The following is a 24,555-nucleotide window of genomic DNA, read 5'->3' on the forward strand; positions in this document are numbered from 1 at the left end:
CCCCGCCGCGCCGCGCCCAGGCACAGAGGAATCCGCACTCACACGACCTTTGCAGCCCAGTTGGACCTGTGGCACCAGGCCCTTCATGTTGCGGCAAGTCACCTCGTTAACGCTTCTCGTCGTCGGAACCTTCTTCTTGCTGGGCTGTGCGGCCAACCGCGCTCCCCTCACCTCGCCCGCGCAGGGGGGGCCGACGTGGACCGAGTTCCGCTCGGCGCACTTCACCGTCTTCACCGATCTGGACGTCGAGGAGGCGCGCATCCGGCTGGCTCATTTCGAGCAGCTCTACGAAGCCCTCGAACATCTGCTCCAGCCGCCTGCCGACGCCACCCCGACCCCGCTCCGTGTCGTCGTCTTCGACCGCGACAAGGACTTCGCCGCCCTCGTCGGCCCCGACCACAACGTGGGCGCCTATCACAAGCGCGGCAGCGTCCTGGAGCTGGATCCCAGCAGCACCCTGGTGATGCACGGCGCCGATCTGGACGACGAGACGCAGGAGGTGTTCCTGCACGAACTCACCCACCAGTTCCTCGCCTTGCGCTTCGGACCCTTGCCGACGTGGCTGAACGAAGGCCTCGCCCAGTACTACGAGACGCTCCGCATCGAGGGAAACCAGATCTCGCTTGGCGCGCCAGGTGCGCACGACTTCTCCGAACAGCCGCACATCTGGACCTCCTGGCGGGGCAACCTGATCCAGACCCAGATTCCCGCGACCTGGGCGCCCACGGTCTGGGATCTCGTCCACAGCGACAGAGGGAGCTTCTACGGGCTCTCTTCCAGGCCCGAGAAGCCGGAAGAGCTGCAGAAGCGGAGCGTCACCCACTACACCGCGGCCTGGAAGTTCGTCCATCTGCTCAGCAACGGTCCGGACGCGACCTACCGCTCCCGCTTCGACGCGATGCTGGGTGCGCTCCAGGCGGGGACACGCCCGCGTGAAGCCTTCCTGGAGCAGTACGGCGGAGACCTGCCCCGGCTCCAGGCCGACTATCAGCGCTACCTCACGCAGGCGCGCCTGAGCCGACGTCACGCCACACTGCCGCCACCGAAGCCGAGGGCGCCTGCAGCTCAGCGCGTGCTGGAGGAGGCAGAGGTCCACCTCGTGTGGGCGCACGCCGTCTACTCCGACAGCAAGGAGGCGATGCAGCTCTACCGGCAGCGGCTGGACGCAGCGCTCGCCGCAAGCCCCGACCATCCGGAAACCGCGCTGCGCCGCGGGATTTTCTTCTTCCACCAGGACCAGTTCGACGAGGCGGAGCGCGAGATCGCGCGAGGTCTGAAGGCCCGGCCCGAGCATCCGGACCTGATCATGGCGACCCTTCTGATCCAGGACGGGCGACCTACCGACGCGAAGACCGGAGGACCTTCGGCCGAGTCGTCGGAGCTCGTCGCACGGCTCGCGCGCACCGCGACCTCGGGGGTTCAGCTCGCGCTGGCAGGCTTCTTCATGGGCAGGCAAGGCCAGGTCGAAGAGGGGCTCCGCATGGTGGAACGCGCCGTGGCCAAGGCCCCCCTCTGCTACTCCTGCAAGCGCTATCAGGCTGCACTGCTCGCGAGCCTGGGTCGGTACGATGAGGCCCTCGCGGCCATGGAGCGAGCCCTGGGCATCTCGCCCGAGTCCGCCGGCATGAAGGACCTCATGCAGCAACGCGCGCAGATCCTCGACCAGAAAGAGCGTGCCGCCACGAAACCCGCCGCACCAGCCGCAGCTCCGGACGCGCAGGCGCCCACGTCGACGCCCTGACCCCCCACCTCGCACAGACGGCAACAGAACCAAAGGCGCCGGGCGCATTGCCGCACGACACGAACTCGTCGGCGGCAATGCAGCCCGGGTGAAGCGCTCGACGCAACCTCACGCCCCAGCGGCGACGCTCGGCGCAACTTCACGCTTCAGCAGAAGCGCTCAGCGCAACCTCACACGGCAGCGGAGACGCTCTGCGGCGACGGGTCCTCGTCCGCGTCCACGAGGGTCGCGTCGGCGTCCTCGTCTTCCGCGTCCGCCTCGTCGATCACGTCGGCCTCCTCCGCGCCGACGAGCGCCACGGCCTTCGTCTGCTCGACGGCCTCCTCGCCTTCCTCTTCCTGGTCGTTGCCCTCGCTGGGCTTCGACCCGCGGAGGAAGAAGGACTCGACGAAGTCCCGCTGACCGGGGAACCGCGCCCCGAGCAGGCGGTGCGTCTTCTCCAGTTCGAGCCGCAGGCGCGTCTTGGCGACGACCTCCGCCGAGCGCCCCATGCTCCAGGTGGCGCGCGACGACTTGCTGGCGTCGAGGGCCGCTTGCGCCCCGGTGGCCACGTCGCGAAGGCGCTGCACGAGCACGGGCTTCTCGGGGAAGTCCGCGATGAGGCCTTCGAGGCGTGTCGCCGCCTTCTCGGCCGCGAAGGGACGCTCGGCGATCTTCTTCCTGGTGATCGTGGCGCGCAGCTTCGGCAAGAACTCCCTCACCTGAGGGTGGTTCATCGAGCTGTGGCCCACCTTGAAGGTCACCATCGACTGCGCCTCTCCCGCCCTGCGCCGGAGCAACCTGAGCCAGGCGTTCTGCCGCGCCATGGTCATGGGGCGCGCGAACAGCACGTGCTGCTCGGTCGCGCGTGCCGCCGAGAGCAGGGTGTCGATCGATGATCGCATCGACGTCGCGAGGACCTCGATGGCCTCACGCTCGTCTTGCGACAGGTCGGGGAACTCGGACCACGCCACGAGCGAGGCCCAGGTGAAGCTGGCATACGAGACATGGGTCCACGAAGACGTGGATTCGGCAGGTAAACGCATGACGATATTTCTCCCGCTCCGGAACGTAAGAAATTTCCGGGCACTCTCACGCTAAGAACGAGCAAACGGACTGTCGAGGGGAGGGGGCGACGAAATTGGTTTTTTGTCACTCGGCCTCTCCGTGGTCTGCGATCTCGCTCGCGCCATCCCGGCGCCCCTCCGTCACCCGCACCCACGCCCGCCCGTCACCAAGGTCGCGGACGCCGTGCCGCTGCCTCGTTCACGCGTCACCAAGGTCGCGGACGCCGTGCCGCTGCCTTGTCCACGCGTCACCAAGGTCGCGGACGCCGTGCCGCTGCCTTGTCCACGCGTCACCAAGGTCGCGAGCGCCGTGCCGCTGCCTTGTTCACGCGTCACCAAGGTCGCGGACGCCGTGCCGCTGCCTTGTTCACACGTCACCAAGGTCGCTGTCGCCGTGCCGCTACCCTGTTCACGGTTCACTGACCCTCATGTCACGTGTCCGCTGCCCTGTTCACGCCTGAAGCGGCGCGCGCCAGCGCTTCCCGGGCGCCTCCCCCCCGCACGCCCGACCCGCGTCCACCGTTCCACCAGGCTCGTTCGCCCCCTCGAACTCCGCCCTTCTTCCGACGACGGACTGCTCCTGCCGACAGGGGCGCACCCTCCTCTGGTAAGCTCGGCATCGTCTCGGGGGCCCGGCGCTTGCAACACCGCCACGACCTCCCTCCTTCAAGGCTTCTCATGCGCTTGCGCCATCTCGCTCCTCTCGGCGCCTTGCTGATCCTCCCGCTCGGGTTGATCACGGGCGGGTGTCCCGGCGACCCGGAGCCGCCTCCTCAGCCTCCCCCCACGCCGGATGGCGGACCCACGGGGTGCAAACTCGAACCCCTCGGCGACCCGACGGCGCCCATCGAGTTCGAGATCATCGCCCTCGACCCCGAGTACCAGGCGTACCCGGTCAGCGACGGCGACGTGGTGCACAACCTCTTCCCGCCTCAGGGGGGGCGCGTCATCTTCGCCGGCGTCCGGGCGACGAACCTCGACCCCTGCGCCGTCCAGCTCGCGGGCGCGATCCGCGATCCGGTGAGCCAGCAGGCGCGGCCCGAGTCGCGCACCACGAACCTGAAGCCGCTCGGCGATGGCTGGGGCGCGAGCATCGAGAGCGACATCTCGACCTTCTCCAACATCCCGACCTGCCCCAACCAGTGGTCGTCGCGTGATCTCTACGACGCCCCTTACGAACTGACCGTGCAGATCACCGAGCGCACTGGTCGCACCGCCTCGAAGACGGTGCAGGTGGTCCCGGTCTGCGAAGAGGCTGGCCTCATCGATGACTGCCGCTGCATGTGCAAGGGAGGCTACGTCCTCGGCGAGGCGTGCGCCCCCGGGTCGGGGAGCGGAGGGGGCAGCGGCGGCGCGGGGGGCGCAGACGGGGCTGGAGGAGGTTGAGGCAAGGGCAACCCGTGAGCCCCTCCCCCGGCCACAGGGCGAGCGAGCGCCATGTCGGGCTCCAGCGACGCCCGAGGGGCCAGCAGGGGAAGAAGCTCGACCGTGAGCTGGTTCACTCCACGATATTGAAAGTCACTTGCTACAATCTGGTTCTCTGCTGATTGCTTCTGTTAGAGTGCGATCCCTATGCATAGCTATCGATCTCTCTCGGCTCTTCTCGTCGCGGGCGCCATGCTCGTGGGAGCTTCCGCCTGTTCGTCGGACGACGACAACACGAACCCGAGCGGCAGCGGCGGTGGCGGGACCACCACGTCGACCACGGGGGACGGCGGCGGCGGCGGCGAACCCGGCACCGGCGGCAACAGCGCAGGCGGGGGTGGCAGCGGGCCGGTCAACGGCTGCACCGAGCCGACGGAGGTGCCCTGCGCCGACGAGGTCTTCCAGGCGCTGAACCTGCAGGACGACATCACGCCGGGCCTGATCGAGTCGCAGCCCGACGGCGCTGGCTTCACCTCGCTCATCAACGCCGTCGCGGGCGGGGCAATGAACCCGAACCCCGACTCGTACACGTACGGGAAGTTCACGGCGAACGGCCTGGAGAAGGTCGAGATCTCGGACGAGAACGCGATCGACTCGATGGACTGGGACATCGCGTTCCGGCGGGCCGTGATCCGGATCAACAGCGGTAACTCGGGTCCGTCGTGCGTGACCGCAGCGCCGCTCGCGGGTACGTCGTACGACGATCTGACGGCGCTGCCGGCCTCGCTGCCGCAGGGGCGCACCGACACGTTCTACTCCGATGCCTGCGTGTTCCAGAGCGACGGCAGCGGTCAGCCCACGGCGCCTGGTACGGCACTCGCCTCGTTCTACGCATACAACCAGACGACGCACTGCCTGGGCATGTCGAGCCAGGTGTACCTGCTGCAGCTCGCCGACAGCAGCTACGTGAAGCTGGTGGTGACGGCGTACTACTCGCCCGACGTGCAGGCGGAGTGCGACGCGGGCAACCCGCTGCCGCAGGGGCCGACGGGCTCGGGCAACTACCAGATCCGCTGGGCGTTCCTGCAGTGAGATCGACACGCGGCGCTGCCTTCTCGTTCGCGGTGGCGATCCTGTTCGCCACCGTCGGGTGCGGGGTCGATGGCGAAGGCGCGCCGCATCTCGGCAGCCCCGGGTTCGTCCCGCTCGACAGGCCGGACACGCCCGGGAACACGCTGCTGTTCCGGTTCGCTCCCGGGGACGTGGTCGACACGTACGGGTCGCCTTCGGGCGAGTTTCTGGTTCACTACACCCGCGATGGGGTGAACGCGGTGCCGGCCGCGGACGTGGACGGCAGCGGTGTCCCCGACTTCGTCGAGGAGGTGGGAACGACCTACGACGAGGTGCTCGCGTTCTACATGGAGGAGCTGGGCTTCCGGCACCCGGTGCGCGACGGGCAGGTGGCGATCAACGGGGGTGACGCGCGCTTCGACGTGTACCTCGTGGACTTCGCCGGGACGGGCGATGGGACGTTCCAGCTCGACCCTGACGGGTGCTCGGCGTCGCTGCCCGCGGTGTGCGCGGGCTACATGATCTCGGAGAACGACTTCGTGGGGTACGGGTATCCGTCGACGCGGGTCGCCAACCGGATCCTGGCGAGCCACGAGCTGTTCCATGCGGTGCAAGCCGCGTACGACGCCGGTCAGGGGAGCGTCCTCAGCGAGGGGTCGGCGGTGTGGGCGACGGAGGCGTTCGACCCGGCGCTCAATGATTTCGAGGCGTTCATCCGCGGCTACCTGCGCAACCCGGACCGCTCGCTGAACGTGCCGCTGCCAGGTCCGGTGGATCCCTTCAGCTACGGGAGCGCGCTGTACTTCCGGTTCCTCGACGAGCACCACGGGGCCGGGACGGTGCGCGGGCTGTGGGAGCGGTGCGAGGACGGGGCATTCGGGGTCGAGGACCCGGCCTGGATCGAGCAGATCGATCCGCTGCTCACCGCGAAGGGACAAGGGTCGTTCGCGACGTCGTTCGTCACGTTCGCGACCTGGAACCTGTTCACGGGGAGCCACGCCGATCCAGCGCGCGGTTATGCGCAGGGGGCGTCATACGAGGGGGTGACGATCGAGGCGGTGGCGGCGCCGTTCAGCGATCGGCTGCGAAGCTTCTATGCGTCGACGCAGTACTACCGGGTCCCGGTGGGCGACCGCGCCGAGATGACGGCGGCCCTGGTGCCGCAACCGGACACGCCAGAGGACGTGGAGGGGCTGACGCTGCTGCTCGTGCCCGAGCAAGGCAGCACGTACGGGTCGGTGACGCAGGTGGAGGATCCTGCGGCGGGCGCGGAGGTGATCGATGTCCGCGCGCACGACGCGCTGGTGGTGGCGGTGGTCAACGGGCTCACGCGCGGGTCGTCACGACGGCCGACGCTGTGCATCGGCTCGCCGGACGAGGTGAAGGCGTGCGCGGACGAGGTGTCGGGCGGCGGCGGCGACGGAGGGAGCGGCGGCGGCGACGGGGGGAGCGGGGCGGGAGGCGAGGAGCCAGCGCCGCGCTCGGACCGCATGGACGACGCGGGCTGCGGGTGCCGAGCGGCCGGCGGCGCGGCGGCGACGGGTGAAGGCGCGGGGCTGCTCGCCGCGGTGGCGCTGGCCGCGGCGGGTTACCGGCGGCGTCGTCGGCCTGCGTAGGCGGCGACGGCGAGGGCGGCGACGGAGAAGCCGAGTCCGCCGATGCTGCGTGCGGGGGCGGGAGCGAAGGCGCAGCCGCCCTCGTCGGCGGCGTCGGCCTTGGGCTTGTCGTCGGGCGGTGACGGCGGCTCGGGCTCGGGGGGGGGACGCTCGGCGAGCGCGGTCGTGAGCGCGGTGAGGGGGTTGATCACGCCGTAGCCGTAGACGGGGTCGTGGCCGTTCTCGTCGGGCACGGCGAGATCGGCGGGGCTCGCGGTGCGGATCATCAGGTCGTAGAAGTGTTCGGCGGTGAGCTCGGGCGCGGCGCTGGCGAGGAGGGCGGCGACGCCCGCGACCACCGGGCACGCCGACGAGGTGCCGCCGAAGAGGTCGGTGTAATTGCCGCTGCTGTAGCCGCCGCCGCCGCGGATGTCGGTGGTCACGGTGCCGGCGGGGGCGACGAGGGAGACAGCGGCGCCGAAGTTCGTGAAGGTGGTCTTGTCGCCCCAGTGGTTGACGGCGCCGATGGCGAACACCGAGGGGAGGGCCTGGATCTCTTGCGGCTCGATCTCGCGGCTGTCGTTGCCAGCGGCGAAGATCACGAGCGCGCCCTTGCCGCCGCGGCCGTCGCGGAAGACCTTGTCCACGGCGTCGGCGACGACCTGCGGGACGGGCAGGCCCTTGTCGTACCCCCAGCTGTTGGAGACGACGGCTGCGTCGGTGCGAAGCGCAAAGTCGAAGGCCTCGACGGCGGCGGAGACGGGCAGCTCGAAGTCGGCGAGGAGGCGCACGCAGCTCAAGCGGCAGTCGGGGCAGACGCCCGCGATGCCCTCGTCGTTGTCGGTCGCGGCAGCGACGATGCCGGCGCACGCGGTGCCATGCCCTGCGCCAGAGTCGCTCGCGGCGTAGCTGCCGTCGCCCGTGGGACTGACCACGTCGAGGCTGGTGTCGAGCTTGGCCACGAGGTCGGGGTGGCCGAGGTCGCAGCCCGTGTCGACGATGACCACGCGGGTGTCGGGATCGCCGCGGTGCAGTCCCCAGGTCTCCGGCATGCGGAGCTTGTTGAGGTACCACTGGTCCGGAAGCATGGGGTCGTTGGGGGTGAAGGGCTCGGCGGCGGGGCGGACGCGGAGGTAGAGGTTCGGGACGGCTTGCTCGACGCCGCGCGCGACCTCGGCCTGGAGGCGCACGGCGAGCGCAAGGCCGTCGGCGTCGTGGTCCGCGTCGGCGCTCTCGGCGAGCCACAGGCCGAGGGCGGGCATGAGGGGACGCACGAGGCGCACGCCGGCGGCTTCGACGGCGGCCTCGGCGCCAGGGGAGATCTGGACGATGGCGGTGTGGTCGACGAGCGCGTCGACGGTGCGCGGTGCGCGGAGGTCGCCCGTCGAGGCGAAGGGGGCAACGCCGGCGTCGTGGGCGAAGGCATCGGCGTGGGCGAAGCTGGCGTCGTAACGGAGGCGCACGCGGGTGAGGCGGCGGCCCTGGGCGTCGACGGAAGGTGCGCCGAGGCGCTCGGCAGCGACGAGGCGCGCGCCGTCGAGGAACGCGGAGGACGCGGCGGCCGTGGGCGCCGTGGGCACCGTGGAGGTCACCCGAGGGAGCGCGGACACCGCGACTGCCGTCGGCAGCGCGGGGGGGACGGGCGCGGTGGGTGCGGCCAGGGCGGTGGACGCGGCGAGCGCGGCGAGCGCGACGAGCGCGGTGGACGCGGAGAACAACGAAGGGGCGACGAGCCCCACGAGGCGAGCCAGGGTGCGTGCCATGCGCGTCATCGAGCCTCCGGATGCGAGCGCATGGTAACGCGCCAGGGCCGATCCTGGCGAGCGAGAGCGCGCCCAGCGCTCCCCGGGGTGCGCGCTCGGTCGTTGGCCTGACGATCGGGTGACGATCGGGAGCAGAAAGCAGGGGTCGCGAGCGGCGGCCGCACAGCTGCCGAGGGGCCCGCGGGGAAGGGTTCGCCGTACGAGCTGGCGATCGCGCTGGAGCGTGACGAGCGCGGGTGTTCCCTTGACAGGGAGAGGAGCCGTCGCCATTGCTGGCGGCTCGCTCGACCGAGGAGGGTGCCATGTCGCGCTGTCGCTTCATCCATGTCACGGCCTTCGCGTTGATGTTGCTGCCGGCCACAGGCTGCGGCGGAGGAGGCGACGGCAGCACGTCCGGTGGGGCCAGCGGTCAAGGCGGTCAAGGGGGGGACGGGGTGCGCATCGACGTCAGCGCGATCCGCATCGAGCCGCTGGATGCGGTGCTGGACGTGCCTCACGGGACGCCCGTCTCGCTCGCGTACCGGGTGTTCGGCACGCCGGTGAGCGGGGGGCCGGAGGTGGTGCTCGACGCCACGTTGAGCTTCTCGCGGCCAGGGCTCGGTACGTTCACGGGGCCGCAGTTCAGTGGGTCCGGGGAGCGGGGTGGGACGGGTACGGTGACCGCGACCTACGGGGAGGTCGAGAGCACGACGTCGCTCACGCTCGATGTTCACGCCGACATCGCGCTCGATGGGCTCGCGCCGGCTCTGATCCCCGCGGTGCTCGCCGCGACCGACGACCCTGCGCTCTCGCCAGCGTGGAGCTACCCGGAGGACGGGACGGTGATCCCGCCGAACGTCTACGATGTGGCCTTCCGCTTCGCGCCGCAGGGCGGGAGCGACGCTTTCCTCGTGCGGTTCGCTGGAGAGGGTGGCGCGGTGCAGGTGCTGACCACGCAGCCCGAGCTGACCTTGACGCCGACGAACTGGAACCTCGTCGTGGACCTGCTCGGTCCCGGGGCGCTGGAGGTGACGACGTACGGGTTTGCGAGCGCAGACCCGTCGCGCGCGGGGACGAGCACGCGGACGTTCCACCGCTCGGAAAGCGCGCTCCGGGGGGCCATGTACTACTGGTCGTCGAAGGGCGATCACGCGCCAGTGCAGCCGAACGAGGACGCGACGGCGCCGCGCGGCTACTTCCGGTTCGACTTCACGAACGCCGAGCCCGGGGGGAAGGCGGAGCTGTTCCTGGGCTTCAACCGCGCAGGCAATGTCTGCGTCGGGTGCCACTCGATCACGCGCGATGGCAAGCGCTTCGCCACGTCATACGAGGGCGACACGCGCTGGGGCATCTTCGACGTGGCGTCGACCGCGGACCCGATGCAATACGACACGGGAGGGCCGTCGGATCCAGACGCGCTCGGCCACTTCAACACGTTCACGCCCGATGGCCAGTGGCTGCTGGTCTCGGGGGGCTCGATGCTCCGCGCATTCGATCTGTCGGCGCCCGCGACCACGCTCGCCGCCTCGTTCCCCACGCAAGAGGCGGCCACGCACATCGCGGTCTCGCCAAGGGACGGCGCGACGGTGCTCTACGTCGAGGATCGCTCGGGCCCCGGAGGGACGCGGGCGCAGAGCGGGCGGTTGGTGCGCATCCGCTGGGACGCCGCACAGCGGGCATTCGTCGACCGGGAGGTGTTCCTGGAGGAGGCGGGCGCGTCGCTGTACTACCCGGCGATCTCGCCCGACGGGGCGTGGGTGCTCTACAACCGCACGACGAGCGGCAGCTCGCTGAGCAACCCGCTGGCCGAGGTGTGGGCGCGGCGTCTCGACGGCGGCGAGCCGGTCCAGCTGTCTCGCGCCAACCAGGGGCCCGCGCTGTCGAATTCGTGGGCGCGCTGGGCGCCGTTCACGGCCGACGACGGTCACGGCAACCCGCGCTACTTCTTCACGTTCTCGTCGGTGCGGCCGTACGGCAGCGCTGCCGGTAACCCGCAGCTCTGGCTGTCGAGCTTCGATCCGTCGGGCAACGCCGACGATCCGAGCACGCCAGCGCTGTGGCTGCCCATGCAGAGTCTCTCCCTCAACAACCACGCTGCGCAATGGACCGAGATCTTCGTGAACGTCCCGCAGTGACGACCGCTTCGCATCGATGACAGACAACAAGGACGCGGGCCCGCAGACCATCACCCCAACCTTGACGCTCCTCTTCGCGGTGGCCTGCGGGGCCATCGTGGCCAACATCTATTACGCCCAGCCGCTGGTGGGCTTGATCGGGCCCGACATCGGGCTGAGCCCCGAGGCGGCCAGCCTGGTGGTGACGTTGACCCAGCTCGGCTATGGGGCGGGTCTCTTGCTGCTGGTGCCGCTGGGAGACGTGCTGCCGAACCGGCCGCTCATCCGGTGGATGCTGGCCGCGGTGGTGCTGTCGTCGCTGGCCTCGGCGCTCGCGCCTTCGGCGGCCGTGTTCCTGGTGGCGGCGCTGCTCACGGGCGTGAGCACGGTGGTGGTGCAGATGCTGGTGCCGCTGGCCGCGCACATGTCACCCGACGCGATCCGCGGGCGGGTGGTCGGCAACGTGATGGGCGGGCTCCTGTTCGGGATCCTGCTGGCCCGCCCGATCTCGGGGCTCATCGCCGACGCCTTCGGGTGGCGGGCGGTGTTCTGGGCTTCGGCGGGGATGATGACGCTGTTCGCCCTCGTGCTGCCCAACCTGTTGCCAGACCGCCGTCCGAGCGGGGGGACATCCTACGGGACACTGCTGTCATCGCTGTGGCCACTGCTCCGCGATACGCCGGTGCTGCAGCGGCGGGCGGCGTACCAGGCGGCCTGCTTCGCGGCCTTCAGCCTGTTCTGGACCGCGATCCCGCTCGAGCTCGCAGGCCCTCCGTTCTCCTTGAGTCAGCGCGGGATCGCGCTCTTCGCACTCGCGGGGGCGGCGGGCGCACTGGCCGCGCCGCTGGCCGGAAGGTTCGCCGACCGCGGGTGGACGCGACCCGCTTCCGGGCTCGCGCTCGCGTTTGCGGCACTGTCGTTCCTCGCGACGCGGTACACGGCATCCGTGTCGCTGGCAGGGCTGGTGATCGCGGTCATCGTGCTCGACTTCGCGGTGCAGACGAACCAGGTGCTCGGCCAGCGCGCGATCTACGCGCTCGACGCAGCGTCACGCAATCGCCTCACCGCGCTCTACGTGGCGCTTCTGTTTCTGGGAGGCGCCGTGGGCTCCGGGCTCGCTGGCGTGCTCATGACGCGGGGCGGCTGGAACGCCGTGGCCTGGGCCGGGACGGGCTTTCCGCTGCTGGCATTGCTGCTCTACGCGACGGAGCAGCGCCGCGCCGAGGGCTGAAACCGAGGGGAGCGAGCGCCGCGCGGCCCCCTGGCCGCTCGACGCTCGGCTCAGCGGGAGCGCTTCGAGGCGCCGGACCGAGCCGGAGCCGCTGGACGCGCGGGTGCCTTGCGCTCCGAGGCCTGGCTCGCCGTGGCCTTGCGTGGGCTCACGGTCTTCTCGGCTGCCTTGCGCCCCTTGGCCGTGCCCTCGACGTCCCGCGCACCGAGACCGAACTCGAAGAGGGTGACCAGCTCGCGGCAGTTCTCCTTCAGGTCGACCTTGTCTCCGTACGTCGCGTACTGCACCAGCACGCCGTCGATGGCCGAGCGGAGCGTCACTGCTGCGGGGCGGGTGGCGAACCGGCGGAACTCCCCCTCGGCCTGGCCCTGGCGAAAGATGCTCTCCAGAAAGGAGATGCCGGGTTCATACGAGGTCGCGTCGAACCCGGGCTTGCCGTCCGCCTTCCGGTAGCCGTTCCAGATCTCCAGGAGCGAGATGGTGTGCGCCGGGTGGGTGCGCATGAACTCGATGCTGCCCTCGATGTAGAGGCGCAGCTTGTCCGTCGCACGGGGCGCGCGCTCCACCTCGGGCAGCACTGCCTTCACGACCTGCCCCATCACCTCGGCGAAGACCTGCTCGATCAGCTCGTCTTTTCCGGCGAAGTGGTAGGAGATGACGCCTTTGCTGATCCCGGCCCGCTGCGCGATCTGCGCGAGCGAGGCCTGGGCGTAGCCGCCGGTCGCGATGGCGTCGATCGCACACTGGACGATCTGCGCTCGGCGGGCTGCCTCGACGAACGACCCGCTCTGGCCGCCCGACTTGGTCTTCGACACCACGGCCGGCACCTTGCCCGCAGGCGAAAGGAGCGTCAAGCCAGCCAGCCGCCCGTCCGGCGGCCACCCCGAGGCCGTTCTCAGTCGGCCTTCACGAGCAGCGGGAGGAGCGCGAGGCACATCTCGTCGAGCGTCTCCTCACCGAGAAGCACGTCCTGCGGCCCTGGCAGCGTTGCATCGGCGATGGCGCGCGCGGTGCCCGGGTTGTTCAGCGTGTTGTCGTACTTGCAGGTGACCTGGATCCGATCGCCCGGACCGATCCGCGGCAGCTCGTCGACGGTGGCGTCATAGGCGTAGAAGCGCTGCCAGTCGAAGTCCCACTAGGTCTCCTGGAGCAGGCACTCGCGCTCGCCGTTGCGCTCGAGTTCCACCTTCAGGTCGGTCCCCACGTAGTGCATGTGTGCCGCCGCCCCGTAGATCCGCAGCTCGGGCAGCTCGGGCCCCAGCGTGATCCGCACCGTCTCCAGGTGATCGACGACATTCGCCGGGATGCGGAAGATCGGACCATCGGGGCCGTCGTTCGGTCCTGGCAAGAGGCCGTCGCCGCTGCCGTCCGGGAAGGGGGCCTCGAAGTTCCCGAACGGGATCGCGGTGGCGCGTCCGCGGGGTCGCCCTCGGGTGTCCCCGTCTCGCTCCAGGTCCGGAGGATGGAGATCTCCTCTTCGGAAAGGCGCAGGTCGTTCTGGAAGCCGAAACGCGGTGTGCACTCGTCCGTCTCGATCGCGCCCCACGGCGGCATCCGGCCCGACTCCGTCTCGCGGACCATGGCCTTGGCGACCGTGCGCGCGTCCTCGTAGGTGCGAATGGCGAACGGCGCGATCTCGCCCCGGGAATGGCACCCCTGGCAGGAGCGCTGCAGGATGGGGGCGACGTGCGCGTGGTAGGTCGGGGCCTCGACCCGGGTCTTTGCCTCGGTCGCGTCCGAACACCCGCACATCGACACCATGACCGCGACCAGCGCGCGCCAGGTCCAGGAGAGCGTCCGCCCCCATTCCTTCGCCCTCGGCATGCTCATTTCGTTCCTCCCTCGTGGTCGTGGATGTCGTTGCAATGGGCAAGTCACACCGTGCCCTGCTCGGACTCGATGCAATGCCCTCACGCCGCCGGCTGGCGAATGCACGGACCCGCACGCCCGCGCGCGACGCGTCGCCATCGGGCGCGCGCAGGCACGGGTGTCCGTACGGGCCACATGACCGAATGACCTATATTTTGACCAAACGGACAACATTTCGCACGACGAGACGAGCCGGTCAATCAGGGCGCAGCACGGGGCGCGCGTCGAAAAGCTGCTGTCCGCCCTGCTCGTCCCTCGATCGCCCGCATCCTGGAGGACGGGACGGCCGTCGGCTCGACAAGGAGCCTGCGGGTACTACGGGGGGAGGCATGAGATCCGGATTCATGGCCTGGTCGATGGCGGGGGCGCTCTCGTTGCTCGGGCTGTCGGCCTGCGGTGGAGCGAGCGACGACGACGGGAGCGGGACGGCCGGCGGCGGTGGGAGTCCTTCCGGCAGCGGGGGTCCGGGAGGTGCGGGGGGCAGTGGCGGCGAGGGTGGAGGGGCGAGCGCGTCCTGCCACGATCTCCCGATGACGTCGGCGCTGGTCGCCGAGGGGTCCTGGGATGCGAGCCTGACCCTCGCCGGCTTCACCGGACACGACGGCCTGGTGCCCGGGGTGTTCGATTTCGCGCGCGATGCCGACGGGGCGCTCCTCGCGGTCGGCCGTTTCCAGTACATCGGGCGTCGCGCGACCCGCCCCCTGGCGCGCCTCGAAGGTGACGTCTGGAGGCCGGATCCGCGGCTGTCGTTCGACACGGATCCGCCGAGCCTCGGTGCCATCGCGACCGACGGACAGGGCCGGATCGCCGTCGCCACGCATGCCGAGCTGCCGTCGTCGCTGGAGGAGCGGGAGGGCGAGATCTGGGTGAGCGACGGCGGGGCATTCACGCGGGCAGGCACCTTCCAGGGCGCCGTGCGGCGGATGGTGTGGTTCGACGGTGCGCTGTGGGTCGGTGGGCTGTTCACGCTCGACGATCTGCCGAGCGCAGAAGGCCTGGCCGTGCTCGACGAGCAGGGGTGGCAGGCGCCCCCGGGTGGCGCCGTGGATGGGCTCGGGGTGTACACGCTGGCGACGCAGGGAAACACGCTGCTGGTGGGCGGTGCGTTCTCGTCGGTCGGGGGCATCCCGGCGGCGTCGGTCGCGACGTACGATGCCGGAGGGTGGAGGGCGTACGATCTTCCGGGGGCGTCGGTGTACGCGCTGGCGCGCGACGACGCGGGGGAGCTCTATGCCGGTGGGCTCTTCTCCGTGGAGGGCTCGTCGGAGACCGGGGGCATCGCGCGGTGGTCCGGGAGCAGCTGGGAGTCGGTGGGAGGAGGCCTGGCGAACCGCGTGTTCCGTGGCGTCGTCTCGGATCTCGCGGTGCTCGACGGCGCGCTGCACGTGGCGGGGTGCTTTTCGTGGGCGGGTGGGCCGCCGACGGAAGCGGCGTCGATCCAGGCCGCAGGGCTCGCGCGCTGGACGGGTCAGGCGTGGGAGGCGCTGGACGAGGGTGCGTCGCCGGTGGCGAGCGGCTGGTTTGCGCCGCTGCGCTGTGGCGACGAGGGGCCGGGCGCGGTCTGGGACATGGAGAACCAGCGGCTCTTCGCGGATGGGGAGCGGCTCTTCGCGGGTGGGTTCTTCGGCGGCAAGGGAGGGGTGCCGTCGCACGGCGTGATCGCCCATGAGGGCGGGGGCTGGGTCGCGCAGGGGGAGGTGGGCCAGGGGCTGTCGGGGGTGCCGAGCGCGCTGGCGGTCGGCGGTCCGAGCTGCGCGGTCCACGCGGTCGGGCCGATCTCGCACGCCGGGAGTCTCGCGGTGGACCGGCGGGTGCTCCGCCACACGGGCATCCGCTGGGAGCCGGTCGGGGCGCCAGCGCCAGCAGGTCACGACTGCGATCGGGTGGCGGTGGATGCGGCTGGGATGCCGTTCCTCGGGTGCAGCAGGGCCCCCGTGAACGACGGCGACCATGCGACCGGGGTGGTGCTCCGGTCGACGGGGGACGGCTGGGAGACGGTGGGCGACGGGTTCGGCGAGGGCGGCGTGGCCGCGCTGGCCTTCGATCCGGCCGGCGCGCTGTGGGTCACGGGCGGGGTCACCCAGGGCTTCGTGGCGCGGGTGGAGGGCGATGGGTTCGTGCGGCACGGCGCGTTCGACGGGCGCGTGAACAGCCTCGCGTTTCGGCCCGGCAAGCGGGGCGGGCCGGTGGAGGCGGTGGTGGGCGGGTCGTTCGGCAGCGTCGATGGGGTCGCGGTCCGCGGGGTGGCGCGCTGGAGCGGGGAGGCGTGGGAGGCGCTGGGTCCGGGCCTCTCCGGCAGCGTGCTCGCCGTCGCGTACGCGCCGGATGGGAGCATCTACGCGAGCACGGCGGACGATGGCAGCGACGATCGGTTGATCCTGGGGCGCTGGGACGGCGCGGCCTGGTCCGAGGTGGCGACGCCGGAGCCCGGCCCGGTGCCGGCGGGGTATGCGTTCAGCGCGCTGCTCGCGCGTGGCAACTACGTCATCGCGGCAGGCTTCGCGTGGCCAGGCTCGGGGGAGCGCAATGTCTTTGCGTACGACGGGGCAGCCTTCCGCAGCGTGCGCGGAGGCATCACCGCCATCTCGGTCGATCAGGTGGCGCTCGCTGGCAACGGGCTGTGGTTCGGTGGGTCGATCGCCGAGGCTGGACCGCCGAACGGCAGGCTCCCCACCGTCGGGGTCGCCCACCTGCGTTGACCCGCGAGCGCCCGCTCTCGTGCCCCCCGGGCGGACCTCGGCGGGGCACGAACTGCACGCCTCGCCTGTGGACCCGTGTCCGACGCCCACCGGCCGAGCCTCGCTCCTCGGCGCCCCTTGCCAGGCGCGACGAACCATTCTCTCCGCCCCTTGCCAGTCGCAACGGACCGCTCTCGGCGCCCCTTGCCCAGCGCGACGGACCGTCGACCTGGCCCGGCACGCGCATGCTGGAGGCCGTGCTCGATCCGTCCTACTTCCGGGACGTCCTCGCGGCTTCCGACCCGGACCTCGCTCGGCTTCGCCAGGCGGGCCGCGCGACCCTCGCCGCCATGGCGGCCACCGCGGTGCTCCACGGCGTCGCCCGCGCGCTCGGCCAACCCACGACCGCCGCGCTGATCGGCGTCAACATGGCCATGCTGGGGGCGGTCATCGTCAACGACCCCACCCCGCGCGCGCAGCGCATCACCACAGTGTGCATGCCCTTCGTGGCCAGCAGCGCGCTGTGCCTGGGCGCCCTGGTGTCGCCCTTCGCCTGGCTGCGCAACACCGCCCTCATCGCCATCGTCTTCGGCGCCGTGCTGATGCGCCGCTTCGGCCCTCGCGGGACCGGGCTGGGCATGGTCGGGTTCCTCTCGTACTTCTTCGCGCTTTTCTTCCACGCGAGTCCCACGCAGCTCCCGCTCATGATGACCGGCGTGTTCGTCGCCTCCGGCCTCGCCTACGCCACGCGCTTCTGGGTGCTGCGCGAGCGCCCTCAGGCCGTGCTCCGCCGTCGGATCAGCGCCTTCCGCCGCACCCTCGCGCTCGCGCTCTACCACCTCGCCCGTGCCAGCACCGAGGGGCGCTGGACGCCCCACCGCGAACGCGCCGTGGGCCGCGCCATGAACGCCGTGAACGACGCGGCCCTCTCGATCGACGATCAGCTCGAACGGCTCGGTCCGAAGGCGTTCACCTCGGGAGAGGCTTCCCCCGAGCTACCGGCCCGCATCTTCGCGCTCGAGCTGGCCCTGGAGGGGGTACTCGGGGCCGTCGAGCGCTTGCTCGCCACCGAGACCACCACCGCCGGAGAGCGCGCCGCCGCCGCCACCGCCCTCCACCAGGCCCGGTCGGCCGTGCGCCCTGGCGACACGATCCTCGAACCTCACACCGCGCGCGCGCTCGACCTGCGCCTCGCTGCGTTGCCGCCCGACGACGCCGAGGGAGGCAGCGCCCTCGGCGAGACCCGGCGCGCCATCGAGGAGCTGCTCCGCACCGCCTGGCGTCCCTGGCGCCCCAGCCCCCCCGAGCTGCTCGCCAGCACCCAGCACACGAGGAATGCCGCTGACCCGACCGACGCCTCGGGAACGCCGAGCGCGCCCCCCCCGGTCCCCGCGGAGTCGTCGCTGCGCCTCGCCCTGCAGGCAGCGCTCGCGGCGACGCTGGCCTTGTGGGCAGGGGAGGCCGTGTCGCCGAGCCGAGGGTACTGGGCGGTGATCGCCGCGTTCGTGGTATTCACGCGCGCCTCGACCGTCGGCGCCACCGTCGCACGCGCCTGGCAACGGGTGATCGGCACCGTCGTCGGCGTGTTCGTCGGCATCCTCGTCGCCCACGCCGTCCAGGGGCGGGTCTATGCGGAGCTGGCCGTGGTCTTCGCCTGCATGTTCGTCGGGTACTACACGCTGCAGGTGGCCTACGCCTGGATGGTCGCGTCGATCACCACCCTCATCGCCGTGCTGTACAGCCTCCTGGGCAGGTTCTCGCCCGAGCTGCTCTACCTGCGCGTCGTGGAGACCCTGATCGGCGCCGGCATCGGGACCGCGGTCGCCGCGCTCGTGTTCCCCGCCTACGCGAGCGAGAAGGTTCGCGCGGCCATGGCGGACGCGCTGCGCGATCTCGGCGACTACCTGAACGACACCGTGGTCGAGCGCTCTGCCAGCCGGGCCGACCTGCTCGACTCCACGCGCGCCCTCGACCGCAAGCTCCGCGACGTGCGGGCGGACATCCAGGCGCTCTCGGGTGGGCCTCCCTTGCGTACGTCCCGGGAGATGGCGCGGGTGTTCCTGCCGTTCTCGGCGGTGTTCTTCTATGCGCGGACGCTGGTCGATGCCGAGTGGCTCGCCGCGAGCGACCCTGAGGGGGGCTGCGTGCGCGCCGCGGGGCACCGCCTCGCCGACAACGCCCGCGCGCTCGCGGAAGCGCTGGAAGGGCGGGGAGGAGAGGCCATCACGCCGGGCGCGCGGACGCTGGAGGCCGGGCAAAAGGACCTCACCGACGCCGAGGCGAGGCTCTGGGGCTCTGGCAGCGCGGGCGCCGCCTTGAAGTGGCTGGAGCGCATCGACGCCTCGATGGTGCTGCTCGACCGCGTCGTGCGGGAGACGGAGCTCACGCGGGCGCACCGGCGCCGGGGCGCGGGGCGGCTGCCCGCCATGGGCTGGTTCCACGCCCGAGGCGGTCCGCACGACCGTTCCGGAGGGGCGCCCGGCGCTGGTGCTCGAGCGGGGGCGCGCGGCCCAGCGTCTCCAGGGGGCTGACCCCGAGGCGGTCGCCTGGACGGGCCACGGGGAAGCAGGCTAGAAATGGCGGGCGTCGCGTGCCGGCTCTCCCAGCCCGACCGTCGCACGCGGAGGACTCATGAAGCCTGGAAGAAACGATCCCTGTCACTGCGGCTCCGGCGACAAGTACAAGAAGTGCTGCCTGCCGAAGGACGACGCGCAGAAGCTCGCCGACTACGAGGCCACCAAGGCGGCAGCCGCCGCGGCCGCTGCAGCAGCTGCGGCTGAAGCCAGCGAGGCTGGCGAGGGGGGTGACGCGGCGACGCCGGCGGCCACCTCCGCGACCCCACCGCGCCGCGGCCAGGCCCCGGCGCCCGGCAACCCGCAGAAGCGCCAGGTGCCCACGGCCAAGGCGCCTCCGGTCCGCCGCCGCGCCGTCTGACCTGTCCCGCCCCCGTCGTCCCCCCCGACCACATCCAGCTCGTCGAGTCATCGCTCGGCCATGGTGCAATCGCACGAAAGTGATTGCAGTGCCGCAGTGGCGACTCGCATGACCGGATCATGAACTCTCGGGATGAAAGCGCGCCTCGGGCGCCGAAACCCCACGTCGCGTCGACGTTGTCCGTCAACGCTCCGTCATGGGGAGCAGCAACGAAAACCCACCGTGTTGTACACGAATTTTGGCTCATGCCATTCCACGAACTCACAGAAACAGGCGTCTGCCATGAAAGAGTACGTCCCTCCCGCGGTGGCACACCTGAACACGCCGTCTTGCATGAGTGCGCAACTATCGATCCATTCGGCCGCGTTACCGCTCATGTCGAACAGCCCGTCGAATCCACCTTCACAACCTGCCAGTGAGCCGACGGGGGCCGTCCTGTTCCGCAAGCTGTTCTCGTTCGTCGGGGAGCTGTCGCCATCGCGGCAGATGCCCGACGGCACATTCGCCGGCGAGGGTCGAGCGCCATAGGGATAGGGTTGGGATCCTCCCCTCGTGCAGGCATGGAACCACTGGGCGTCCTTCGGTGAATCTATCCTGTCATCAACCACCGCTACCGGGCCGCCGGCTCGCGCCCCACAAAGCCGCTTTCCAGCCCATTTGCAGTACGCCGTCGCGTCACACCAGTCGACGAAGCGAACAGGATGGTCCATCTGCGACTCGTCGTTCGCATCAGCTCGAACCATTTTGTTCCACCAGGAGGCCAACCCACCCTCGGGTATCAGCGACTCGTTATCCCCCTTGCTGCAGCCCGGTCCCTGCTCATCGAGAATGGATTCATCCAGTGCGGAGGCATCGACGAACTCCAGGTACTGGGCGATGGTGACCTCCGTCGAATCGATGCAGTAGGGATTCGGGTTCGCTTCCACGCGCACCATGGTCGGCCCCGGGCCAGCAGGGCACAGCGACGGCTCGCCAGGCCCTGCCGCTCCGCCTCCTCCCGTCGACGCGCCACCGCCTGCTCCCGTCCCTCCGGGGTCTGTCTCACCACCTGAAGGGCCGTTGCTGACGCCCGTCCCTCCTCCCGTGCCGTCGCCCCCGTTTCCCAGGCTGTCGAGGTCCGCCAGCAGCGAACAGCCACCGAGCAAGATCCCGCCGAGCAGCGCAGCCGCACCCCATGACATCGCCGCACGGTCGCCGTGCTCCGCGCCCTGGTGAAGCCCCCCTGCACGCGCACCCTGTCCAGCGTCCGGTTGCCTTGTCACACCGCCATTCTACCAAGGACGCGCGCTCTCGTAGCCTCGAACCCGCCTTGCTCGCAGCTCGGCCCGTCTGATACGCGCATGCCGCACGAATGAAGGAACACCACCAGGAAAGACGACGGCTCGGATCCTCGGATCTCGACATCACCTCCGTCGACTTCGGCGCCTGGGTCATCGGTGCACCGCTGCAGGATCGACACCGCCACGGTCCACGGCCTCGAGCTCGCACGCGTCACCCCCGTCTCACCAGTCACCAGCGACCATCCGCCGTACTCGCTGCTCGCGCGCAAGATGAATGCGGAGATCCTCGCCTGGTGCGTGGCGCCAGGAGCGGGTCGATACCGACGCGCCACTGCCCTCGGCCCAGCTCACCGTCGCGACGACCCCGGGAGCGCGCCACGGCGCTGCCCACGGACGACTGGAGTCGAAACCGCCCCGCATTCCAGCAGGCGCAGCTCTCGCAGAACCTGAAGCTCGTCGAGCGGCTCCTCGCGGTCGGCGCACGCAGCGCGCAGCAGGTCGGCGGCTGCATCCACGCCGACAACTTCCGCACGGACCAGGAAGCCTTCGCCGGGATCGCGAACGGCCGAGTCCTCTTCCCGCTGGCTCGTCGCCCGCTGCACTTCGTCACGCTTGCATCACGACGTCCACACGACGTCGATTCAAAGACGAGTTCGCTTCCCGTCGGCGCCGGATGATTGCGTTCGCGTCGTGACCTCGCCCAGGGATCTCCCCAATGCACCAGGAGAATCCCCATTCAATCGTGTGACGATTCCGATCTGATGCAAATTCAACGCTGGAGCGTCGGTTGACATCATTGCGATTCTGTACGATCTCATTGGCCCCAGACGCCCCCATGAGCAATCAATGGAGGGCTTCACCGGCCCGCCGCTCCGTGGCCGGCCGCGCGATGGACACCACGAAAGGATCTTGCAATGAGCCGCATCGAGAATCGTACCGCCGTGGCACGGACCCTCGCCTCGCTGGTCGGCGTGGCTGCCGCCCTCGCCGTCGGCTGCGCAGGTTCGCAGGCTGAGCCGCAGATGGTCGATGCCATGCCGCCGGAGCCCGCCATGATGGGCACGCCGCCCACGCCCCCGCCTGCCGAGGAGCCCGTCGCCGCGGCCGAGCCGGCCCCGGAGGCCGCCGTCGAGGCGCCCACGCCCGTGCCCACGCCGCTCAGCGACGAGCAGATCGCGGCCGTCTCGGAGGCCGCGAACGCCTCGCACATCGACTCCAGCAAGATCGCTCAGACCAAGGCGAAGGACGCGCGCGTCAAGAAGCTCGCCGCGACGATCCTCAAGCACCACACCGAGGTGCAGAAGAAGCAGGCCCAGCTCCTCACCAAGGCCAAGCTCGTTCCGGCCGAGAGCCCCGTCGTGGAGAAGCTGAAGACGGACGTCCAGTCGGGCATGACGGCGCTCAACGAGACGCCGGCCGCCGACTTCGACAAGGCCTACATCGAGCTGCAGGTGAAGCTGCACCAGGAGGCCCTCGCGACCATCGACAACCAGCTCCTGCCGAACGTGAAGAACGAGGATCTGAAGACGCTGCTCACCGAGCTGCGGCCCAAGATCGAGAACCACCTGAACGAGGCGAAGGAGATCCAGACCGCGCTCACGCCAGGGGCGACGGCCGTCTCCAGCCAGAAGTAATCGCGCGTCCGGCACTTCAGGGCAGGCCAGCGCGCCCCGTGGACCTTCGGAGGCCATGCACGGAGCGCCTCGGAACCTCCGAAGCCATTGCGCGTGGATTGCCCTTCGCCACTCAGCCGCCCGACACCGCAATGGTATCGAGGCGGCTTCGCAGTCCGTACACTGCAATCCAGAGGTAACACGAAAGCGGGCATAGCAGCGCCGTGCTCAGCGACGTGTGGTCGGCGGCGACCCCGGTCAGCAGGGGGATCACGGCGCCGCCGACGATCGCCATGCAGATCAGCCCCGATGCCTGCGGGGTCTCTTCGCCCATGCCTTCCAGGCCGAGGGTGAAGATGGTCGGGAACATGACCGAGTTGAACAGGCCCACGGCGATCAGGGTGTAGCCAGCGACGATGCCGCTCGTCGCGACCGAGACCCCCACCAGCGTCGCCGCAGCGACCGCGCAGGCGCAGAGCGTCGTCCCGGGCGCGAACCTTCGCAGCACGAAGCCGCCCAGGAGGCGCCCCACCATGGCCCCGCCCCAGTAGAAGCTGACCAGCCTCCCGGCCTCCATCGGCGGCAGGCCCAGGGTCCGCGGCAGCATCAGGTAGTTGGTCAGCAAGCTCCCGATCGCGACCTCCGCGCCGACGTAGACGAAGATGGAGAGCACGGCGAAGGCGAGGCGAGGCCGCCGGAGCAGCTTCAGCGTCGCCGCGAGGCCCCCGGGGTGCTCGGCCCGTGCCGACCCCATCGCGTTCCTGGCCAGCCAGAACAGCGCCGCGAGGACCAGGAGCCCCGCCGCGATCAGCAGGAAGGGCACCTGCACCGCCTGCGCCTCGTGCTGCCGGACCGCGGCGAGCTGGGCCGCGGTCAGGGTCGCAGGATCCGGGGTGACGATACCCCCGGCCAGGATCAGCGTCGCCCCCACGTGCGGCCCGATGGCGGTGCCGGCTGCGTTGAAGAACTGGGCGAAGGTCAGGCGGCTCGGCGCTGTCTCTGGCGCCCCGAGCAAGGCCATCAGCGGGTTCGCCGCCACCTGGAGCAGCGTGATGCCCGAGGCCATGACGAACAGGGCCAGGAGAAACCCCGGGTACAGGCCGAGCCGCGCCGCCGGCGCGAACATCAGGCACCCCGCCGCCATGATCGCGAGGCCCGCCACCACCGACCGCAGGTAGCCCACCCGGCTCAGCACCTGGCTCGCTGGCAGCGAGACCACGAGGTACGCCAGGAAGAAGCAGAACTGCGTCAGCATCACCTCGGCGTAGCTGAGCGCGAACAGGCCCTTCAGCTTCGGCACCAGCGCGTCGACCAGCACCGTCGCGAAGCCCCAGGCGAAGAACAGGGCGAGCACGAAGGGCGTGAGCCACCGCGCACCCCCGCTCGCCTGCGCCGTCGGGCGCGCTCCCGTCACGTGCTCCATGGTCGCTTCCCCCCGTTCCGCGCGCGGCCTACTTGCCCTGGTACACCGGCTTGCGCTTCTCGGCGAAGGCGCGCAGCGCTTCGAGGCGGTCCTCGCTGCGCAAGGTCTCGTCGTAGCGCGTGCGCTCCAGCTCGAGGCCCAGCTCCAGCGGCACCTCGAACGAGTCCTCGATGGCCTTGAGCGCCGCGGCCTGGGCGATGGGTGCGCCGTTCGCGATGGGCTCGATCCAGGTCAGCGTGTCGTCGAGCACGGACACCCCCTCCGGCGAGACGCGGTTCACGAGGCCCCAGGCGAGCGCCTGCTGCGCGTCGAGCCGCCGGCCGAGGAGGATCATCTCCTTCGCCCGCGCCTCGCCCACCACCCGCGGCAGCCGCTGCGTGCCGCCTGCGCCCGGGATGATCCCCAGCGTCGTCTCGGGCAAGGAAAGCTCGGCGTGGGGCGCGGCGACGCGCAGATCACAGATCAGCGCCAGCTCCAGTCCCCCGCCGAACGCCACGCCGTTCAGCGCGGCGATCACCGGCTTCGGGCTCCGGTCGAGCACGCCCAGCTCCGAGCGGTAGAGGCCCACCTGCACCCGCACGTCGTCGGTCGACATGCCCTGGCGCTCCTTGAGGTCGGCACCGGCGCAAAAGGCCTTGTCGCCGGCGCCGGTGATCACGATGGCCCGGATCTCGGGGTCGGCGACCAGCTCGCGGCCGAGGCGGCCGATGGCGAACAGCGCGTCGCGGGACAGGGCGTTGCGGCGGTCGGGGCGATCGAGGACGAGCACGCCGACGTGACCGCGGCGCTCGAGCTTCACAGGGGAGCTGGCTTCGGACATGGCGAGAGCCGTAGCCGAGGCCACGCGCGGCGT

General features: G+C 70.6%; 18 protein-coding genes. 11 read left to right on the top strand and 7 right to left on the bottom strand.

The window, feature by feature from the left end:
• The first annotated feature begins 85 nt into the window (after nt 1–85).
• Complete coding sequence (locus CMC5_RS00780) at nt 86–1,741, top strand: tetratricopeptide repeat protein (RefSeq protein WP_050428621.1); 1,656 nt, start codon at nt 86–88, stop codon at nt 1,739–1,741.
• 170 nt (nt 1,742–1,911) lie between these two features.
• Here CMC5_RS00780 and CMC5_RS00785 read toward each other — a convergent pair whose 3' ends face one another.
• Nucleotides 1,912–2,766 (bottom strand): hypothetical protein, encoded by an 855-nt coding sequence (locus tag CMC5_RS00785; protein ID WP_050428622.1) that lies wholly within the window; start codon nt 2,764–2,766, stop codon nt 1,912–1,914.
• Between the two features lie 699 nt (nt 2,767–3,465).
• On the opposite strand from CMC5_RS00785, the gene CMC5_RS00795 reads away from it, so the two are divergent.
• From CMC5_RS00795 to CMC5_RS00805, 3 genes are all read left to right on the top strand, one after another.
• Nucleotides 3,466–4,173 carry a hypothetical protein gene (locus CMC5_RS00795; RefSeq protein ID WP_050428624.1) on the top strand — a complete coding sequence of 236 codons (708 nt, stop codon included), beginning with the start codon at nt 3,466–3,468 and terminating at the stop codon, nt 4,171–4,173.
• Nucleotides 4,174–4,359: 186 nt separating this feature from the next.
• Entirely contained in the window at nt 4,360–5,244 is an 885-nt protein-coding gene (locus CMC5_RS00800; protein WP_063796190.1) for an HmuY family protein, read from the top strand.
• Nucleotides 5,241–6,839: an MXAN_6640 family putative metalloprotease gene (locus CMC5_RS00805; RefSeq protein ID WP_156338007.1), complete on the top strand. Its 1,599-nt coding sequence runs from the start codon at nt 5,241–5,243 to the stop codon at nt 6,837–6,839. The genes CMC5_RS00800 and CMC5_RS00805 overlap by 4 nt, the downstream gene beginning before the upstream one ends.
• Here CMC5_RS00805 and CMC5_RS00810 read toward each other — a convergent pair.
• A complete protein-coding gene (locus tag CMC5_RS00810; RefSeq protein ID WP_082363344.1) occupies nt 6,812–8,581 on the bottom strand; it encodes a S8 family serine peptidase in 1,770 nt (589 codons plus the stop codon). The genes CMC5_RS00805 and CMC5_RS00810 overlap by 28 nt on opposite strands.
• A gap of 302 nt (nt 8,582–8,883) precedes the next feature.
• Between CMC5_RS00810 and CMC5_RS00815 the strand changes: the two genes are divergently transcribed.
• Together CMC5_RS00815 and CMC5_RS00820 are read left to right on the top strand one after the other, a co-directional pair.
• Nucleotides 8,884–10,695, top strand: coding sequence for a hypothetical protein (locus CMC5_RS00815; RefSeq protein ID WP_156338009.1), 1,812 nt, complete (start codon nt 8,884–8,886; stop codon nt 10,693–10,695).
• Between the two features lie 16 nt (nt 10,696–10,711).
• A complete protein-coding gene (locus tag CMC5_RS00820; protein ID WP_050428628.1) occupies nt 10,712–11,905 on the top strand; it encodes an MFS transporter in 1,194 nt (397 codons plus the stop codon).
• 50 nt (nt 11,906–11,955) lie between these two features.
• Here CMC5_RS00820 and CMC5_RS00825 read toward each other — a convergent pair whose 3' ends face one another.
• Both CMC5_RS00825 and CMC5_RS00830 read right to left on the bottom strand, forming a co-directional pair.
• Nucleotides 11,956–12,759: a TetR/AcrR family transcriptional regulator gene (locus CMC5_RS00825; RefSeq protein WP_050428629.1), complete on the bottom strand. Its 804-nt coding sequence runs from the start codon at nt 12,757–12,759 to the stop codon at nt 11,956–11,958.
• 281 nt (nt 12,760–13,040) lie between these two features.
• On the bottom strand, nt 13,041–13,427 hold the full coding sequence (locus CMC5_RS00830) for a hypothetical protein (RefSeq protein WP_050428630.1): 387 nt from the start codon (nt 13,425–13,427) through the stop codon (nt 13,041–13,043).
• A gap of 676 nt (nt 13,428–14,103) precedes the next feature.
• Here CMC5_RS00830 and CMC5_RS00835 point away from each other — a divergent pair.
• The 3 genes from CMC5_RS00835 (at nt 14,104) to CMC5_RS46800 (ending at nt 19,386) form a co-directional block, all read left to right on the top strand.
• Nucleotides 14,104–16,473, top strand: a complete 2,370-nt coding sequence (locus CMC5_RS00835) for a hypothetical protein (protein WP_156338011.1) — start codon at nt 14,104–14,106, stop codon at nt 16,471–16,473.
• 236 nt (nt 16,474–16,709) lie between these two features.
• Nucleotides 16,710–18,983, top strand: coding sequence for an FUSC family protein (locus tag CMC5_RS00840; protein ID WP_169796416.1), 2,274 nt, complete (start codon nt 16,710–16,712; stop codon nt 18,981–18,983).
• 100 nt (nt 18,984–19,083) lie between these two features.
• The gene (locus CMC5_RS46800) at nt 19,084–19,386 is read left to right on the top strand and encodes an SEC-C metal-binding domain-containing protein (RefSeq protein WP_050428633.1); all 303 of its coding nucleotides are present in this window, start codon (nt 19,084–19,086) and stop codon (nt 19,384–19,386) included.
• A 194-nt stretch (nt 19,387–19,580) separates the two neighbouring features.
• Here CMC5_RS46800 and CMC5_RS00850 read toward each other — a convergent pair whose 3' ends face one another.
• Complete coding sequence (locus CMC5_RS00850) at nt 19,581–20,312, bottom strand: formylglycine-generating enzyme family protein (protein ID WP_218920215.1); 732 nt, start codon at nt 20,310–20,312, stop codon at nt 19,581–19,583.
• Between the two features lie 647 nt (nt 20,313–20,959).
• Between CMC5_RS00850 and CMC5_RS43840 the strand changes: the two genes are divergently transcribed.
• Nucleotides 20,960–21,343: an aldo-keto reductase family protein gene (locus CMC5_RS43840; RefSeq protein ID WP_156338015.1), complete on the top strand. Its 384-nt coding sequence runs from the start codon at nt 20,960–20,962 to the stop codon at nt 21,341–21,343.
• Between the two features lie 237 nt (nt 21,344–21,580).
• The gene (locus CMC5_RS00860) at nt 21,581–22,300 is read left to right on the top strand and encodes a DUF4142 domain-containing protein (protein ID WP_050428636.1); all 720 of its coding nucleotides are present in this window, start codon (nt 21,581–21,583) and stop codon (nt 22,298–22,300) included.
• Nucleotides 22,301–22,412: 112 nt separating this feature from the next.
• Here the strand turns inward: CMC5_RS00860 and CMC5_RS00865 are convergent, their stop codons facing one another.
• Nucleotides 22,413–23,702: a sugar MFS transporter gene (locus tag CMC5_RS00865; protein WP_050428637.1), complete on the bottom strand. Its 1,290-nt coding sequence runs from the start codon at nt 23,700–23,702 to the stop codon at nt 22,413–22,415.
• Between the two features lie 28 nt (nt 23,703–23,730).
• Complete coding sequence (locus CMC5_RS00870; protein ID WP_050428638.1) at nt 23,731–24,522, bottom strand: enoyl-CoA hydratase-related protein; 792 nt, start codon at nt 24,520–24,522, stop codon at nt 23,731–23,733.
• Nucleotides 24,523–24,555: the final 33 nt, after the last annotated feature.

The sequence above is a fragment of the Chondromyces crocatus genome, assembly GCF_001189295.1.
GTDB lineage: Bacteria > Myxococcota_A > Polyangia > Polyangiales > Polyangiaceae > Chondromyces > Chondromyces crocatus.